Annotated in this window: 16 protein-coding genes; 9 read left to right on the top strand and 7 right to left on the bottom strand. The window is 72.8% G+C overall.

Annotated elements, in window-relative coordinates:
* Positions 1–122 precede the first annotated feature (122 nt).
* Positions 123–1,196 carry a LacI family DNA-binding transcriptional regulator gene (locus ACWDLG_RS31650; protein WP_449927003.1) on the top strand — a complete coding sequence of 358 codons (1,074 nt, stop codon included), beginning with the start codon at positions 123–125 and terminating at the stop codon, positions 1,194–1,196.
* Here the strand turns inward: ACWDLG_RS31650 and ACWDLG_RS31645 are convergent, their stop codons facing one another.
* Positions 1,197–1,565: a hypothetical protein gene (locus tag ACWDLG_RS31645; RefSeq protein ID WP_449927001.1), complete on the bottom strand. Its 369-nt coding sequence runs from the start codon at positions 1,563–1,565 to the stop codon at positions 1,197–1,199.
* A 244-nt stretch (positions 1,566–1,809) separates the two neighbouring features.
* Here ACWDLG_RS31645 and ACWDLG_RS31640 point away from each other — a divergent pair, with 244 nt between their 5' ends.
* Complete coding sequence (locus ACWDLG_RS31640; protein WP_449926998.1) at positions 1,810–2,376, top strand: hypothetical protein; 567 nt, start codon at positions 1,810–1,812, stop codon at positions 2,374–2,376.
* Positions 2,377–2,455: 79 nt separating this feature from the next.
* Here ACWDLG_RS31640 and ACWDLG_RS31635 read toward each other — a convergent pair whose 3' ends face one another.
* Positions 2,456–3,676, bottom strand: a complete 1,221-nt coding sequence (locus ACWDLG_RS31635) for an MFS transporter (protein ID WP_449926995.1) — start codon at positions 3,674–3,676, stop codon at positions 2,456–2,458.
* 322 nt (positions 3,677–3,998) lie between these two features.
* On the opposite strand from ACWDLG_RS31635, the gene ACWDLG_RS31630 reads away from it, so the two are divergent.
* Positions 3,999–5,252, top strand: a complete 1,254-nt coding sequence (locus ACWDLG_RS31630) for a YibE/F family protein (protein ID WP_449926993.1) — start codon at positions 3,999–4,001, stop codon at positions 5,250–5,252.
* A 30-nt stretch (positions 5,253–5,282) separates the two neighbouring features.
* Here ACWDLG_RS31630 and ACWDLG_RS31625 read toward each other — a convergent pair whose 3' ends face one another.
* Positions 5,283–5,984: a GNAT family N-acetyltransferase gene (locus ACWDLG_RS31625; RefSeq protein ID WP_449926990.1), complete on the bottom strand. Its 702-nt coding sequence runs from the start codon at positions 5,982–5,984 to the stop codon at positions 5,283–5,285.
* A gap of 401 nt (positions 5,985–6,385) precedes the next feature.
* Between ACWDLG_RS31625 and ACWDLG_RS31620 the strand changes: the two genes are divergently transcribed.
* The 5 genes from ACWDLG_RS31620 to ACWDLG_RS31600 all read left to right on the top strand — a co-directional run bounded on the left by ACWDLG_RS31620 (position 6,386) and on the right by ACWDLG_RS31600 (position 9,961).
* Positions 6,386–6,997, top strand: coding sequence for a MarC family protein (locus tag ACWDLG_RS31620; protein ID WP_449926988.1), 612 nt, complete (start codon positions 6,386–6,388; stop codon positions 6,995–6,997).
* Between the two features lie 129 nt (positions 6,998–7,126).
* The gene (locus ACWDLG_RS31615) at positions 7,127–7,741 is read left to right on the top strand and encodes a DUF305 domain-containing protein (protein WP_449926985.1); all 615 of its coding nucleotides are present in this window, start codon (positions 7,127–7,129) and stop codon (positions 7,739–7,741) included.
* 122 nt (positions 7,742–7,863) lie between these two features.
* The gene (locus ACWDLG_RS31610) at positions 7,864–8,493 is read left to right on the top strand and encodes a hypothetical protein (RefSeq protein WP_449926983.1); all 630 of its coding nucleotides are present in this window, start codon (positions 7,864–7,866) and stop codon (positions 8,491–8,493) included.
* Positions 8,494–8,565: 72 nt separating this feature from the next.
* Positions 8,566–9,066 carry an NUDIX hydrolase gene (locus tag ACWDLG_RS31605; protein WP_449926980.1) on the top strand — a complete coding sequence of 167 codons (501 nt, stop codon included), beginning with the start codon at positions 8,566–8,568 and terminating at the stop codon, positions 9,064–9,066.
* 85 nt (positions 9,067–9,151) lie between these two features.
* Positions 9,152–9,961, top strand: coding sequence for a hypothetical protein (locus ACWDLG_RS31600; RefSeq protein ID WP_449926977.1), 810 nt, complete (start codon positions 9,152–9,154; stop codon positions 9,959–9,961).
* A 55-nt stretch (positions 9,962–10,016) separates the two neighbouring features.
* On the opposite strand, the gene ACWDLG_RS31595 is transcribed toward ACWDLG_RS31600, so the two are convergent.
* Entirely contained in the window at positions 10,017–10,508 is a 492-nt protein-coding gene (locus ACWDLG_RS31595) for a GNAT family N-acetyltransferase (protein ID WP_449926974.1), read from the bottom strand.
* A 105-nt stretch (positions 10,509–10,613) separates the two neighbouring features.
* On the opposite strand from ACWDLG_RS31595, the gene ACWDLG_RS31590 reads away from it, so the two are divergent.
* On the top strand, positions 10,614–11,108 hold the full coding sequence (locus ACWDLG_RS31590) for an anthrone oxygenase family protein (protein ID WP_354918908.1): 495 nt from the start codon (positions 10,614–10,616) through the stop codon (positions 11,106–11,108).
* Positions 11,109–11,288: 180 nt separating this feature from the next.
* Here the strand turns inward: ACWDLG_RS31590 and kstD are convergent, their stop codons facing one another.
* From kstD to ACWDLG_RS31575, 3 genes are all read right to left on the bottom strand, one after another.
* On the bottom strand, positions 11,289–13,061 hold the full coding sequence (kstD, locus tag ACWDLG_RS31585; RefSeq protein ID WP_449926971.1) for a 3-oxosteroid 1-dehydrogenase: 1,773 nt from the start codon (positions 13,059–13,061) through the stop codon (positions 11,289–11,291).
* 87 nt (positions 13,062–13,148) lie between these two features.
* Positions 13,149–14,381: an amidohydrolase family protein gene (locus ACWDLG_RS31580; RefSeq protein ID WP_449926968.1), complete on the bottom strand. Its 1,233-nt coding sequence runs from the start codon at positions 14,379–14,381 to the stop codon at positions 13,149–13,151.
* A gap of 10 nt (positions 14,382–14,391) precedes the next feature.
* Entirely contained in the window at positions 14,392–15,039 is a 648-nt protein-coding gene (locus ACWDLG_RS31575) for a hypothetical protein (RefSeq protein ID WP_354918916.1), read from the bottom strand.
* Between the last annotated feature and the right edge of the window lie 105 nt (positions 15,040–15,144).

Below are 15,144 nucleotides of genomic sequence, written 5' to 3'. Positions count from 1 at the left end.
ATGTCGACATCACCGCGATCGATGGCGACGCAGAGGAGTCAGAGATTTCCTCAGGGTGATGTTTACGTAAACTTGGTGCGGTACGGTAGAGCATCGGCCGAGGGCAGGCAAGGGGTGAGGCTATGGACGGGGGCGCCACGCCCACCGGTGGTGTCCAGCGTGGCGGGTCGGGCATCCCGGGCGGCCGCCGCAAGCAGCGCGTCTCCATGGCGGACGTCGCCAAGCTGGCGGGCGTCTCGGCGCAGACCGTCTCCCGCGTCTCCAACGGCCAGCCCGGCGTCATCGGGTCGACCCGCGAGCAGGTGCTGGCGGCGATGCGGGAGCTGGGCTACCGGCCCAACAGCGCGGCCCGCGCGCTGCGGTACGGCCGGTTCAACACCATCGGGGTCATCCTCTTCGACCTGGCGTCGACCGGCACCAGCCGCACGGTGGAGGCCATCGCCACGCGCGCGGCGGCCGAGGGCTACGCCATCACGCTGATCCCCATCGACGTGCCGACCCAGGACAACGTGCTCGGGGCGTTCACCCGGATGGGGGAACTGGCCGTCGACGCGGTCATCGTCATCATGGGGATCCATCTGCTCGACGCGGGGACCGTGAGCCTGCCGCCCGGTGTGCACGTCGTCGTCGTGGACTCCGACGCCGGAGACCGCTACAGCGTGGTCGACACCGACCAGGCCGACGGGGCGCGGCGGGCCGTCCACCACCTGCTCGACCTCGGACACCGGACCGTCTGGCACGTCACCGGGCCGCGGACGTCCTACGCCGGCCAGCGCCGCGCCCAGGCCTGGCGCGGCGCGCTCGAAGCGGCGGGCCGTCCGGTCCCTCCGCCCCTGCACGGCGACTGGTCGGCGGAGTCCGGCTACGGCGCCGGTCTCCGCCTCGCCGGCGAACCCGGCTGCACCGCGGTGTTCGCCGCCAACGACCAGATGGCCCTCGGGCTGCTGCGCGCCTTCCACGAGCGCGGCCGGGCGATCCCCGACCAGATCAGCGTGGTCGGCTTCGACGACATCCCCGACGCCGCCCACTTCGTCCCGCCCCTGACCACGGTCCACCAGGACTTCGCGGAGGTGGGCAGGAGATGCGTGCAGCGGGTGCTGCGCCAGATCCGCGAAGGCCGTGCCGCCGAGCCCGGCACCGACCTGGTCCCGACCCGGCTCGTGGTCAGGAACAGCACGGCCCGCCCCCCGAGGTGATCAGCGCCTCAGGAGCAACTCCCAGCAGTAGTCGCGCCGCAGGCCGGTGAAAGCGGCGCAGAACCCCTTCGTGAGCTCGCGCCGGGTGGCGGTCTGCAGCAGCAGCCGCTGCCGCGCGCGCATGCTCTCCTCCTTCGTGCGCGGTTCCGGCTTCCTGGCGGCGGGAGTCGCGGACGGGGTCGGAGCGGGCGACGCCGTGCTCCTCGCCTGGGCGTGCGGCGAGGCGGTGACGGTGATTACGGCGCGCGGCGCCGCGGCCGGCGCGGGGAGCGCGGGCTGCCTGGCCGACGCCGAGCCCAGCCAGCCGCCGACACCCGCGGCCATGGCGAGCACGAGAACGGTGGCCAGAGCCAGGCGCTGGGAGAACACGATGTCGCGATGGGGCGGCAACGGACCGCTCCGGACGAAGCGGGCGGGCGGAACTTCCTCTGTCTTCTGTGGCACGTGCATCCCCCGATCACGTCGGCCCTGGCGCTCACGGTAGATCCGCCCAGTACGGCACGCGGCGGCGCGCCGCAGGAGAAGCACGAACAGCAGAATGATTCTTGGGACAGAGTTTCCGCTGATCACCGCTTCGTTCCCCAGATCAGCGGCGCCGCTCGAGGAGGTCGCGATGACGACTGACAGCCGGCTCGCCGACGACGCCGCGCAGGCCATGGAGGAGATCGCCGCCGCGGTCGGGAGCGTGCCAGGGACCGAGCTCGACGCGATCGCCGAGGAGTTGCTCGCCGCCCGGCGGATCGCCTGCTACGCGCCGGGCAGGGAGGGACTGGTTCTGCGCGGCCTCGTGATGCGGCTCTTCCACGCGGGGCTCGACGCGCACTACGTCGGGGAGATGACCTGCCCGGCGGTGGGGGAGGGCGACCTGGTCGTGCTCTCCTGCGGTCCCGGGGAGCTGTCCACGGTCGCGGCGCTGGCCGGCGTGGCCGGGCGCGCGTGCGCCCGTGTGCTCTACCTGACGGCCCAGCCCGAGCGCCCGCCGGCCGGGCAGGCCGATCGCGTCGTCCGCGTCACCGCGCAGACCATGGCCGACGATCGTACCTCGACCTCCGTGCTGCCCATGGGGAGCGCCTACGAGATCGCCCTGCTCGTGCTGGCCGACCTGGTCACGAACCGGGTCCGGACTCGGCGGTCGGAACCGCCGCGGGCCCTGCGCTCCCGCCACACCAACCTGGAGTGACCCATGCTTCGCTGAACACTCCTGGTGTCCCTCCCCGCCGGGGCTCGGACGGCAGCACCTTGTTCGGACCTCGCGCCGGTCAGCGGCGGTGGTAGGCGAGCAGGGCCAACGCCGCGGTCGCGCACGCCAGTGCCACGGCGGCCATCACCCAGCCGTAGCCGGCCGCCTGGGCCAGGGCCATGGCGGCCAGCGGGGCGGCCGCCCGGTCGGCGACGGAGAACATCGCGACGCGGCCGGACAGGGTGGCGTAGGCGGCGGTGCCGTACCGCTCGGCGAGCAGGTGGGGCAGGGTGATGGTGCCGACGCCGAACCCCAGCCCGAACAGCAGCACGCAGCCGATCGCGCCCGCGACGGTCCGGCCGGCGAGGGGCAGCAGGAGCGCTCCCACGCCTTGCAGGGTGAAGACCGCGGCGGCCACCGGCGCGGCGGACCAGCGGCGGCGCAGCCCGGTGGTGACCAGGCGGCCGGTCACCGACAGCACGCCCAGCAGCCCCGCGACGGTGGCGGCGAACACCGGCGGATGGCCGAGACGGACGAGGTAGGTGACGAGCAGGACCGCGATCGTCGCCACGGCCCCGCTGTGGGCGGTGAAGGCGGCCACGAGCAGCCAGAACGGCCGGCCCTGCACCGCCGCCCTGACCAGGTCGGCGCGTTGCGCGGGCGGTCGCGCCGCCGCGGCCGGGTCGGCGCGGCGGCGGACCACGCAGGCGTGCAGCGGGATCGCGGTCACGCCGTAGCCGACGGCGAGGACGACCAGCGCCTGGCGCCAGCCGTACCGGTCGACCAGCAGGCCGGTGAGCGGCAGGAAGACCGCGGAGGCGAATCCGGCGACGATGGTGAGCGCGAGCAGCGCGTTGGCGCGGCCGTTGCCGTCGAACCAGTTGACGATGACCGCGAACGCCGGCTCGTACAGCACCATCGCCGAGGCGACGCCGATCGCCAGGAACACCCCGTACAGCTGGGGCAGGGAGGTCACCTGGGACCAGGCCAGGACGGCGAGCGTGCCGAGCACCGATCCGGCGGTCATCAGGGCGCGTCCGCCGTGGGCATCCAGCCACCTGCCGACCAGCGGCGCGCACAGCGCCGTGGTCAGCACCGCGGCGGTGAGCGCGGCGGTGACCTGCGCTCCGCTCGCGTCGAGCGCGGCGGTCATGGGCCCCAGGAACACCGAGAAGGCGTAGTAGAGCACGCCGTAGCCGATGGTCTGGGTGACCGACAGCGCCGCGACGATCCGCCGGCCGCCCGTGGAACGGCCGCGGCCCGTGGCCGGGACGGCGGATCGCCTGTCCGTCGTGCTCATCAGGACACCCCCTGGCAGCCGATCGGCCGATGGCGGCACCGGACCACCTGCCGGGCGGCGGTGGGATATCGGTCGGGCATGACGGTTTCCTTCCCCCTCTCGGGTTGTCCTCGCGGCGATCGCGCGCGCTGTGACGAAGACGACAGAAGGACGGCTCGTCGACACCGCGGAAGTGATGAGCGGGACGGGCGGACCGCCCGGTGGCGGTTTGGGTCCCGTGGCCTTCTCTGATGGAATCGGGGCCTGCCGCCGCCGACCCCAGCGCGGCGGTAGCCGTCTGCCGCGGAAACCCCTCCGCTCGTCACCCGAGGAGATCGCGTTCGTGGGTGCCAACCACCATCACGGCTCGGTCGCGAGCAGTTCCCGCACAACAGTGGTCGCGACGCTGGCGGTCATCATCCCGCTCGCGCTCGCCACCGTGGTGGCGCTGCTGTGGCTGTGGCCCGACCGGCGGCAGCCGGACGTGCCCCAACCCGCCGGTCTGGAACGGATGCACGCCACCGTCATCGCCGTCACGCCGAAACCGTGCCCCAGGGAACCGGCTCCGGACGGCGTGGCGGCCGAGGACCGGCCGCCGGCCGACCCGCGGACCTGCGGCACCGCGAGCATCGAGCTGACCACCGGCAGCCAGCGCGGCCAGATCGTCTCGACGCCCCTGCCGAGCGGGCCGGGGGCACAGACGTTCGCGGCGGGCGACTCCGTGGTGGTGATCTACACGCCGGAGGAGACGCTGGACGCCTCGCCGTACCGGATCTCCGACCACGATCGTTCCTCGGCGCTGTGGCTGACGGGGGCGGCGTTCGCGCTGGCCGTCCTGGCCTTCGGACGCTGGCGCGGGCTCAGCGCGCTGGTCGGCCTGGCCATCACCTTCGCGCTGCTGCTGCTCTTCGTGATCCCCGCCATCCTGGACGGCCGGCCTCCGCTGCTCGTGGCCGTCGTCGGCGCCGCCGCGATCATGCTGGCCGTGCTGTACCTGACGCACGGCTTCACCGTCAGCACGTCGATCGCGATCGTGGGCACACTGACCAGCCTGGCGCTGACCGGCGCGCTGGCCTACGCCGCCATCGGCCTCGCGGAGCTGAACGGGATCACCGACGAGAGCTCGTTCTACCTGGACACCGGCCATGGGATCAACACCCAGGGGCTGCTCCTGGCCAGCATCCTGATCGGCACGCTCGGCGTGCTCGACGACGTCACCGTCACCCAGGCCGTCACGGTGGCGGAGCTGGCCCACGCCAACCCGGCCTTCACCGCCAGGCGGCTGTACCGGGCCGCCGCCCGGGTCGGCCGCGCCCACATCGCCTCCGTGATCAACACGATCATCCTGGCCTACGCGGGTGCCTCGCTGCCGCTGCTCCTGCTGATCAGCATCGGCGACCAGCCGCTGGGCGAGACCGTGACCAACCCGATGATGGCCCAGGAGATCGTCCGGGCCGTGGTGGGCACCCTCGGCCTGATCGCCGCGGTGCCCATCACCACCGCGCTGGCGGCGCTGGCCTCGGCCCGCCGCGGGCACGACCATGACGACGACGAGCCCGTCCGGCGCCACGCTGTCACCGACCCAGCGGTGGGATAGCCGGCCTGCCTTCCCGCATGGCGGGGAGCGTCAGCCGGCGGTCTTCTGTTGCGTCGCCTGTTCGGTGGCGCCGAAGGCGGTCCAGCCGGCGTCGGCGAACCCGGCCGCCTCCGCCACGGCGGCGGAGGCCAGGTTGTCCGGGCTGTGCATGTAGGTGGGGATCCCGCCCTCGTCCAGGACGCGGCGGGCCGCCTGCGCGACCAGCCCGCGGGCCAGGCCGCGGCCGCGAGCGGCGGGAGCGGTCACGACGGCGAGCTCGCGGCCGTAGTCGTCGTGCCGCTTGATCCCCACGCCGGCCAGATGCTCGCCGGTCTCCGGGTCGTGGGCGACCAGCACGTCGCCGTTGAAGGGGCGCAGCCACTCCGGCACGGCGGGGTCCTGGGCGGGCACCCAGACACCGGCGTCGGCCAGCGGCGCGGGGCGCGTCGTCCAGCGGTAGACGGCGGTGAACCAGCCGCGCTCGGGAAAGCCCGCCATCGCGGGGACCAGGGGGCCGAAGTGTGCCAGGTCCTGGTTCTCGGCGTACCGCGCGGCGATCGTCTCGGCATGCGCAGGGGGGACCGAGAGGACTCCGCCCGCCGGTCCGGCCACGCCCAGGACGGGGTGGAGCAGGCCGTCCCAGCCGGGGAGCGCGCGCCCGGGCTCGGCGATGATGTCGAGGCCGGTGGTGGCCGGCCAGCCGCCGAGCCAGCGGGTGAGGTGCTCGACGAAGCGTCGTTCCGGAGAGGTCACGTCCGCATCATATACGGGTGGGGGGTATATAGGCGAAAACCGGGTGGACATGTCCGGCATCACGGGGAAACTGTCGGACATGTCCACCCCTGTCGGGCCGCCGGGCGTTCGCAGCTTGCGTCGATCCGACAAAATAACTATACGAAGTAGTAAACCCTCCAGTCAGGCTCGCGCAGGTCAAGTTTGGTCCAGTGGCCACCCGGATGGCCATCCGGGCGCTGACTGACGGAATAGCTCGGAGAGCCCCGCGGTTACGGCGGGCATGATCGACGGACGGCGTGGCGTGGCGGTGTGGCTGCGCTGGACCGTGCCCTGTGAGTGGGCGGCGACCTGGTCCAGCCTGCCCGCCGAGGCTTCCTGACGGCGGGCGGGATCCTCCCTTTCACCCGTGGGGTCGTCTCATGTCCACCGCCCTGTTCGTCCAGGCCTTCGTCACGCTTCTGGTCATCTTCGATCCGCTCGCCGCCATCCCGGTGTTCCTCACCCTCACCCGCGCCCAGACGCCGGCGGCGCGGCGCCGTACCGCCAGGATCTCGGTGCTGGTCGCGGCCGGCATCGTCGCCGTCTTCGCTGTGCTCGGCGACCGGCTGCTCGACGCGCTCGGCATCTCCCTGCAGGCGTTGCAGGTCGCGGGCGGTGCGCTGCTGGGTCTCATCGCGCTCGACCTGCTCAAGGCGGACTGCGCCCGCGACCGGGCCAGGGCCGAGAGTGGCGCCGTCGCCTTCGTGCCCCTGGGCACGCCCCTGCTGGCCGGGCCGGGCGCGATCGCGGCCACCATGCTCTACATGGAGAAGGCCGACAGCGGGCCGGCCACGCTGGCCGTCGTCCTGGCCATGGTGGCCGCTCTGGCGATCACCTGGCTCACGCTGCGCTTCTCCTCGCTCATCGGGCGGCTGCTCAAGGACAACGGGCTCAACCTGGTGACGCGGGTCATGGGGTTGCTCGCCGCCGCGATGGCGGTGCAACTGGTCGCCGGAGCGCTCCAGTACTGGGTGCGCTGGGGCGTCGGATAGCTACTATCCATAGTCGTAAGGCTTGGCCTGGATAGTTCCTTCTAGCAGCTCCTTCTTACTATGGCTCATAGTGATATGTGAGGAGTTTTCCGGTTTGTGTGCACACCGATCACCAGGAGGCACCCAGCCATGATGTCCACCGACCGATCGGGCGCCCGGCGGCTGCGGCTCGCCGTGGGCGCCGCGACGACGCTGCTCGTCGCCGCCTGCGGCACCGCGACGGCCGGACCGGAAGGGCCCGCCGCGGCGCCGGGCGCGGTCGCCACCACGGCCACCGCGCAGCCCGGCGCCGCCTTCGACGAGGCCGACGTGATGTTCGCGCAGATGATGATCCCGCATCACGAGCAGGCCGTGGAGATGGCCGAGCTGGCCGAGACCCGCGCGGCCGACCCCGAGGTCAAGGAGCTGGCCGCCAGGATCAAGGCGGCCCAGGAGCCGGAGATCCAGAGCATGCGGAGCTGGCTGGGGGCCTGGGGCCGGCCCATGCCCTCGGACGGCATGCACCACGACATGCCGGGCATCATGTCCGCCGACGACATGAAGCGGCTCGAGGCCGCCGAGGGCGCCGCCTTCGACAAGCTGTTCGGCCAGCTGATGATCGCTCACCACAAGGGCGCGATCGAGATGGCCGAGGCCGAGCAGGCACGGGGCGTCAACCCCGAGGCCAGGGAACTGGCCAGGACCATCGCGTCGACCCAGCAGGCCGAGGTGGACCAGCTGCGCCAAATCCTCGACCGGCTTTGACCGGGCGCCTGACACCACCACCGGAGGCGCGGCGGCCCCCGCGACGGGGCGCGTCCCCCTGGCAGATGGCCGAACGAGGAGGGCACACTGGCAGTGAGGAACCCGTGACGTAAGGCGCGCCCATGAACGCCCAGGCTCGCGGGAAACCGACCGGCGTCCTGGACAATCCGGCCGTCGGCATGGCCCCGTGGATCATCTTCTCCGTGCTCGTCGGCCCGGGGCGGTTCGAGTCGGCGGTGATGCTGGCGCTGGCCGCCTCCCTCTTCCTGATCGTGGCCGCCCGCATCGCCAGGCCGGGCAGTTCCTGGAAGCTCCTCGAAGTCGCCACCGTGCTGTTCTTCGCCGTCACGGCCATGGTGGGCGGGGCGGCGAGCGAGGACACGCGCCGCTGGCTGGAGACGTACGCGGGCGAGATGTCGAACATCGCCCTGACCTTGATCGCGTTCGGGTCCATGGCGGTGCGGCGGCCCTTCACCCTGCAGTACGCCCGCGAGCAGGTCGACCGCGCGTACTGGAACTCGCCCGTCTTCCTCCGCACCAACTATGTGATCACCGGCGTCTGGGGGCTGGCCTTCCTGGTCGCGGCGATCGCGGGCCTCTTCGGGGACCTCGTCCTGCGCGACCCGGACAACATCTGGACCGGCTGGATCATCCAGATCGCGGCGATCGTCGGCGCCGTTCGTTTCACCCAGTGGTACCCCGACGTCGTACGAGCCCGTATCCGCGACCGCGGCCCGGACGAACAGCGGTGACGCTCCCGGCCCGTCTCGCGGTCGCCGGAAAAGGCGATGACAGGCCCGCCAGGCCTCCCTATGCTCGCGCCCGTGCCTGAAGCGATATCGCGTCCCTCCGCCCGCGTCCTCCTCGTCGACGACCGCGACAGGATCCTGCTGTACCACGGGCGGGGATTGACGAAGAACTCCGGCCACGCCTGGTTCACTCCGGGCGGCGGTGTCCGGCCGGGCGAGGACCTGGCCGTGGCCGCCGCCAGAGAACTGCGCGAGGAGACCGGGCACACGGTCGTCCCCGAAGCGGTCGGCCCGGTGGTGGCGGTCAGCTCCGGCCCCTGGGTCCGGAACGACGGCGTGCGCGTCCACGCCGACGACTCCTTCTTCTTCCTCCGCGTCCCGGAGTTCACGGTGGACACCTCCGGCATGGAGGACCTCGAACGCTCCCTGTTCGGCACCCACCGGTGGTGGAGCGTGGCCGAGTTGCGCGCCACCGCCGAGCGCGTGATCCCGCTCAACCTGGCCGACCTGCTGGAACGCCTCCTCCAGGGCGACCTGCCCGCCGAGCCCGTGGTCATCCCCTGGCACCACCCGTAGTGGGGGCCCGCCGCTGGTCGAGACGGGGCCGTGATCTTCTTTTGGCAGGATGCTCCTCCTCCCTCCAGATGTTGAAGGAAATCGCATGAAGAGGATCATCGTCGGCCTCGCCCTCACCACGGGTGCCGCGCTCGTCGCCGCTCCGCCGGCGCAGGCAGCGCCCAAGGCCGACCCGGTCAAGGCGCTTCAGGCCCAGGTGGCGCCCGGCAAGGGCGTCAACGTCTCCCTGATCACCCGCATCGCGCTGGACGGCAAGCGGCTGGCCACCATCCGCACCGAGCGCGTCGCCGGCTTCCGCAAGGGATGGCAGGTCGACACCGACGAGACGACCAGCGTCTACGCGCCCGACAGCGCCGAAAGCCTCCAGGCGGACTTCCGCTTCCCGACGCTCGTCATCAGGGCCAAGGGCGTGAGCTACACCTCCGGCGGCGAGCTGATCGGCATGCTGCCGCTGGACAAGAAGTGGGTGCGCGACATTCCCGGCGAGTCCCGCCCCGCGGACCTCACGGTCGATCTCTTCCAGCCAGGGGCGCTGAAGGCGCTGCTCGCCACCGCCTCCTCCGTCAGCTCCCGTTCCGCCGAGGGCGCCATCGACATCCGCAAGATCCCGGGCCGGCCCTTCGGCTCCCGGAACGGCGTGAAGATCGCCTGGGCGCTCTGGTTCGACGACAAGGGCAGGGTGACCCGCCTGACCACCATGCTGGCCGACCAGCGGCTCTCCGACCGCCGGCTGGACGTCAGCGCGGACGTGCGTTTCACCGGCTGGGGCGCCAAGGTGACGGTCGAGCCGCCGCCCGCGGACCTGGTCACGCGCAGCGAGGACGTTCCCGCGCTCGAGGAATCCCTCGAGCCGGCGCCGAAGAAGCTCATCGACGCGCTGCCGAAGGCCCACTGAGGTCCTGGGGGCTGCCGGGCACGACCGGCAGCCCCGGCCTCCCGCACCGCCCCGGTCAGGAGGCGGTGTCAGTCAGCGCGCGGGTGTAGCGCACGCCGGGCCGGCCCTCCAGCACCGTCTCGCCGGCGGGAACGAATCCGGCGCGGGTGAGCACGGTCCGCGATCCGGTGTTGTCCAGCGTCGTGACAGCCCACAGCTCGGTCAGGCCGTACTCCGTGGCCGCCAGCTCGCAGATCCGGCGGACGGCGGCGGTGGCCAGGCCACGCCCGGCGGCCTTCTCGGCGATGCGGTAGCCGAGCTCGGCGGCGCCGTCCTCCACGTCGACCAGGTTGACGCGCCCCACCACCGCGTCGCCGTCCACCAGCACGTGGAAGTGGCAGATGCCGGCGGCCTGCTCGGCGAGCAGGGCGCTGAGCCGGGCGTCGAACTCGGCGAAGTAGTCGTCGCCACGATCGGGCACCGACGCGGCGAAGTAGGCCCGGTTCTCGAGCTCGAACGCGAGGACGGCGGGGACGTGGTCGGGGCGCAGGCGCTGGAGTTCGGGCACCGGAGAACGCTACCGTCCGGCTCGCGCCGCGCGCGATGGGATTTGTCCGCTACCTTCGCTTCCGCGGGCCGTGCCGGCCCGTTTCTCGCCTGTTGGGAGTGTCCGATGGACGTACTGCGCACGCTGTCACTGATCGCCGCGACGTTGTCGATGGGAATGTCGGCGAGCGCGTTCGTGCTCTACGCGCACACCATCATGCCGGGGCTCGGGAAGACCGACGACCGCACCTTCGTCGGCGCCTTCCAGGCCATCGACCGGGCGATCATCAATCCGTGGTTCATCGGCGGCGGCTTCTTCGGCGCCCTGCTGTTCACCGTCGCCGCCGCCGTCACCCAGATCGGCCGGCCGGCCTTCCCGTGGATCGTGGTCGCGCTCGTGCTGTACGTCGTGACGTTCGTCATCACGGTCGGGGTGAACGTGCCGCGCAACGACGCCATCAAGGCGGCAGGGGATCCCGACCGGATCGACGTGGCCGCGGTGCGCCGGCGGTTCGACGAGGCCAGGTGGGCCACGTTCAACATGGTTCGCGTGCTCACCAGCCTTCCGGCCTTCGGCCTGCTGGTCTGGGCGCTGGTCCTGCACGGCCGCGCCTCGGCCTGACCGGCGTCCGCCCGTCAGGCCTCGGCGTGAGGGGCGCCCCCAGGCATCGCGTGAGGGGCGGGTGCCCGCCACGCCTCCGTGTGACCGTTGGGAACCCACCTCGGCGTGACCGGTGGGAGCCCACCACGGCCTGACCGGTGGGAGCCCACCACGGCCTGACCGGTGGGAGGCCGCCGCGCGTCAGGTGCCGGCGATGTCGTCGGCCGCCACGTAGCCGAACGTCATCGCCGGGCCGAGCGTCGAGCCGGCGCCGGCGTAGCTGTTGCCCATCACCGCTCCGCTGGCGTTGCCCGCGGCGTACAGGCCGGGGATGACCGACCCGTCCGCGCGCAGGACGCGCGCCCGCGCGTCGGTCCGCATCCCGCCCTTGGTCCCGAGATCGCCCGGGACGATCTTGAAGGCGTAGAACGGCGGCAGCCAGAGCGGCGCCAGGCAGGAGTTCGGCGCCACGGCGGGGTCGGTGTAGTAGTGGTCGTAGACGCTGTCGCCGCGGTGGAAGTCGAGGTCCTTGCCCGTCATCGCGAAGCCGTTGAACCTGGTGACCGTCTGGCGCAGCGCGGCGGCAGGGACGCCGATCCTCGTCGCCAGGTCGCCGATCGTCCACGCCTTGTGAACGGCGCCCGCGGCGTACCAGGAGTCGGGGAACGGCAGCGTCGGCGCGACGTCCTTGAACAGGTAGCGGTTGCGGTAGTTCTGGTCGGTGATCAGCCACGCCGGGATGTGCGGGCCTGTGGCGTTGCGGTCGTACATGACGTGCACGACGTCGCTGTACGGCGCGCCCTCGTTGACGAAGCGCACGCCGTCCCCGTTGACCAGGATGCAGCCGGGAAGCGTGCGCTCGGCCAGGCAGAAGTACGGCTCGCCGGGCAGCGGGATCGCCGGGCCCCACCAGGCGTCGTCCATCAGGTCGAGGGCGGCGCCGGCGCGGCGGCCGGCCCGGATGCCGTCGCCGGTGTTCTCCTTGGCGCCGACGGTCCAGTCCGTGCCGATGGGCTGCCGCTGGAACTCCGTGCGCATGGCCAGGTCGTGCTCGAAGCCGCCGGAGCCGATGATGACCCCGCGCGCGGCCCTGACCAGCACCTGCGTGCCGTTCTGCGACACGAGCACGCCGGTGGCCCGGCCGTCCCCGTCGAAGCGCAGGTCCAGCAGCGGGGTGTTCAGCCACACCGGCACGCCGGCGGCCGTCAGTCCCGCGCGCAGGCCGCCGGCCAGCGCCTGGCCCATCGTGAGCGGGATCTCGCCGCGCAGCTTGGCGGCGGTGTACCTGGCGACGCACTCGGCGGAGACGGCCGCGCCCTTGAGGCTGACCGCGGCCAGCGTGAGCCACTTGTAGTCGGCGCTGAAGACGACCAGGCCGGGCGGCGTGGGGATGTAGGAGGGGTTCAGGTGGGCCAGCTCGGGGCCGAGGACCCTGCCGTCGAGCTGGTCGGGCTCGATGGAGCGGCCGTTCGGCATCCCGCCGGGCAGCTCGGGATAGTAGTCGGAGTAGCCCTCCATCCAGCGGAAGCGCAGCGGGCTGTTGCGCGTGACGAAGGAGATCATGGCAGGCCCGGCGGACAGGAACGCGGCCCGGCGGTCGGCCGGCACGCCGCCGCCCACCACGGCCTCGAGGTAGGTGGCCGCCTTGGCGGGCGTGTCGGGCACCCCGGCGGCCAGGATGACCTCGTTGTTCGGGATCCAGATGCCCGCTCCCGAACGCGCCGCCGAGCCGCCGAACGTCGGCGCCTTCTCGATCACCACCGTCCGCAGCCCCCGCTTGGCCGCCCGCAGCGCCGCGGTCATCCCGGCGGCGCCGGAGCCGACCACGACGACGTCGTAGTCCGCGACGGCCGCGTGGGCGGTGCCGTCGAGACCACCCAGGACACCGGTGGTGAGGACGGCTCCCGCGGCGCCGCGTAACACCTGCCGCCTGGTGTGCCGTGGTGCGGGCTGGGGGGTGTGGTCCGCGGGCATGGCGCATCCCTTCGACGTGAGGCTGATCCTTGACCGGCACCTCGCGCCCGGGCGCCGAACGAAGCATGCGCTTGGTTGGTATGCCTGTCAACGGGCGGGGGGCGAGAACTCCGTCCGCGTGCGCGTACTCGCGACCACCCGACCGCCCACGACGACGTGTCGCGGCGGGGCGTGCAGGGCCAGGGCCTGCCGTACCGTCCGGCCCTCCAGGACCACCAGGTCCGCCGGCGCTCCCGGGACGAGCCGGTGGACGGGACGGCCCAGCACGCGGGCCGCCTCCAGGCTCACCATGTCGTACAGCCGGTCGAGGTCGGCGTCGGCGCGGGCGTCCAGCAGGTGGGCGGCCAGGAACGCGACCTCCAGCAGGTTGTGCCGGCCGAAGGGGTAGTAGGCGTCCTCGATGTCGTCCTGGCCGAGCGCCACCGGCAGCCCCGCGTCGGCGAGGGCGAAGACCGGCAGGTGGAGCGGCCCGGTGTGCGGGTCGCTGACGAAGCCCAGGCCGGCCGCCCGGCACAGCCCCATCAGCCGGCGCAGGTAGGGCTCGGGATACAGCGCCATCGCGCGGGCGTGCTGCGCGCTGCCGCGCACCCCGGTGGACAGCAATGCCGAGGCGAGCATCTCGGTCGTGCGCAGGCCCGGATCGCCGGCGTCGTCGACCAGCATCGCCACCCGCCTGCCCGTACGGCGGGCCAGCTCGACCATGCGGCGCACGTGCTCGGCGGCGTCGGCGTCGGTGTACTCGATCCACGGGATGCCGCCCACGACGTCGGCGCCCAGCCGTACCGCCTCCGAGACCAGCTCCTCGGTGCCGGGCCGGCGCAGCAGGCCGTCCTGAGGGAATGCGACGACGCGCACCTCGACCCGGTCGCGGAACTCCTCCCGCAGCGCCAGCAGCGCCTCCACCCCGGTGAGTCCGGCGTCGGGGTCCACGTCGGCGAACGCCTGCACGGCCCGGACACCGTGCCGTACCGACTCCGTGAGAGCCCGCCGGGCCCGCTCGGCGACGGCGGCGGCCGTCTGGTCGCGCTTGACCGCGGCGGCGGCCTCGATCGCCGCCATCGCCGCGCCCATCGAGCCCCCGGTGTACGCCTCCAGCGCCCGCGAGCCCGCCAGGTCGAGCGTGTGGACCTTGCACAGGTGCAGGTGGGCGTCGGCGAACGGCTCGGTCACCAGGTTGCCCTCGGCGTCGATCACCGTGGTGGCGCCGCCGGGGGCGTCGCGGTCCTCGGGCGCCACGACGGTGAGGATCCCGTGGTCGGCGGCCAGCATCCAGCGGCCCGGGCGATCGCGCCGGGTGGCGTTGCGAACGAGCAGGTCCACGTAGCCGACCCTACGGTGTGCGGTACCAGGCGGCCTGGAGGGCGCGGATCTCGTCGGGGGTGCTCTCGCGGGCGATGTAGGGGATGTCGAGGAGGTGGCGGCTGCCCGGCAGCTTCCGCCTGACCACGCCGGCGTCCTCGAGCACCTGCGCGTAGACGGAGGCGCCGTCCATGCAGAACACGTCGATCACCGCCACCCGCCCGTCGAGGGCCCGCCGCACGTTGCCGGGGTTCAGGTCGATGCCGTCCCACCAGGGCGTGCGCGCCCGGAACTCGGCGTCGACGGCGGCGGCCGCCTGCCGTACCTCCGCCAGATGCCGGTCGTCGCCCCCGCCCTCCCGCCACCGGCGGGCCACCTCCTCGGCCCGCGCCGGCTCGAGCGGCGCCAGGAACTCCAGCACGGCCAGCGTGCCGCCGCCCTCCAGCGGGGAGTCGAAGGCGACGCGCGGCAGGTACGGGTTGCCTGGCCGGCGGCGGCACAGCTCCAGGAAGGCGGCATAGGCCGGGTCGAACGGGCACACCCTGGCCACCCACAGCCCGTCGGGCGACCGCAACCCCGTCGCCCAGTCGCCGACGCCGCACGGGGTCCAGCCCGCCAGCACCAGCTCGGCCGTGGCGTGGCGGTGGGTCATCGAGGGCCAGGGCAGGTCGGGCAGCACGGCCGCAGCCTACGAGAACCTCCCGTCCGGCCGCATGCGGGTTTCCACCTGCCCGCCGAGCCGCCACGCAGTCCAGCTCCTCCGGGCCGCTCCCTCTCGGGCCGC

Source organism: Nonomuraea sp. NPDC003727, from assembly GCF_053586935.1.
Note: the sequence above shows the minus strand (reverse complement) of the source record. Positions and strands in the feature narration are given on the sequence as shown.

What these genes read in the sequence shown, in the direction of transcription:
- ACWDLG_RS31590 (WP_354918908.1), top strand. Translation starts at nt 10,614, where the DNA reads ATGGACGTACTGCGCACGCTGTCACTGATCGCCGCGACGTTGTCGATG.
- ACWDLG_RS31610 (WP_449926983.1), top strand. Translation starts at nt 7,864, where the DNA reads ATGAACGCCCAGGCTCGCGGGAAACCGACCGGCGTCCTGGACAATCCG.
- ACWDLG_RS31620 (WP_449926988.1), top strand. Translation starts at nt 6,386, where the DNA reads ATGTCCACCGCCCTGTTCGTCCAGGCCTTCGTCACGCTTCTGGTCATC.
- ACWDLG_RS31650 (WP_449927003.1), top strand. Translation starts at nt 123, where the DNA reads ATGGACGGGGGCGCCACGCCCACCGGTGGTGTCCAGCGTGGCGGGTCG.
- ACWDLG_RS31635 (WP_449926995.1), bottom strand. Translation starts at nt 3,676, where the DNA reads ATGAGCACGACGGACAGGCGATCCGCCGTCCCGGCCACGGGCCGCGGC.
- ACWDLG_RS31615 (WP_449926985.1), top strand. Translation starts at nt 7,127, where the DNA reads ATGATGTCCACCGACCGATCGGGCGCCCGGCGGCTGCGGCTCGCCGTG.
- kstD (WP_449926971.1), bottom strand. Translation starts at nt 13,061, where the DNA reads ATGCCCGCGGACCACACCCCCCAGCCCGCACCACGGCACACCAGGCGG.
- ACWDLG_RS31600 (WP_449926977.1), top strand. Translation starts at nt 9,152, where the DNA reads ATGAAGAGGATCATCGTCGGCCTCGCCCTCACCACGGGTGCCGCGCTC.
- ACWDLG_RS31640 (WP_449926998.1), top strand. Translation starts at nt 1,810, where the DNA reads ATGACGACTGACAGCCGGCTCGCCGACGACGCCGCGCAGGCCATGGAG.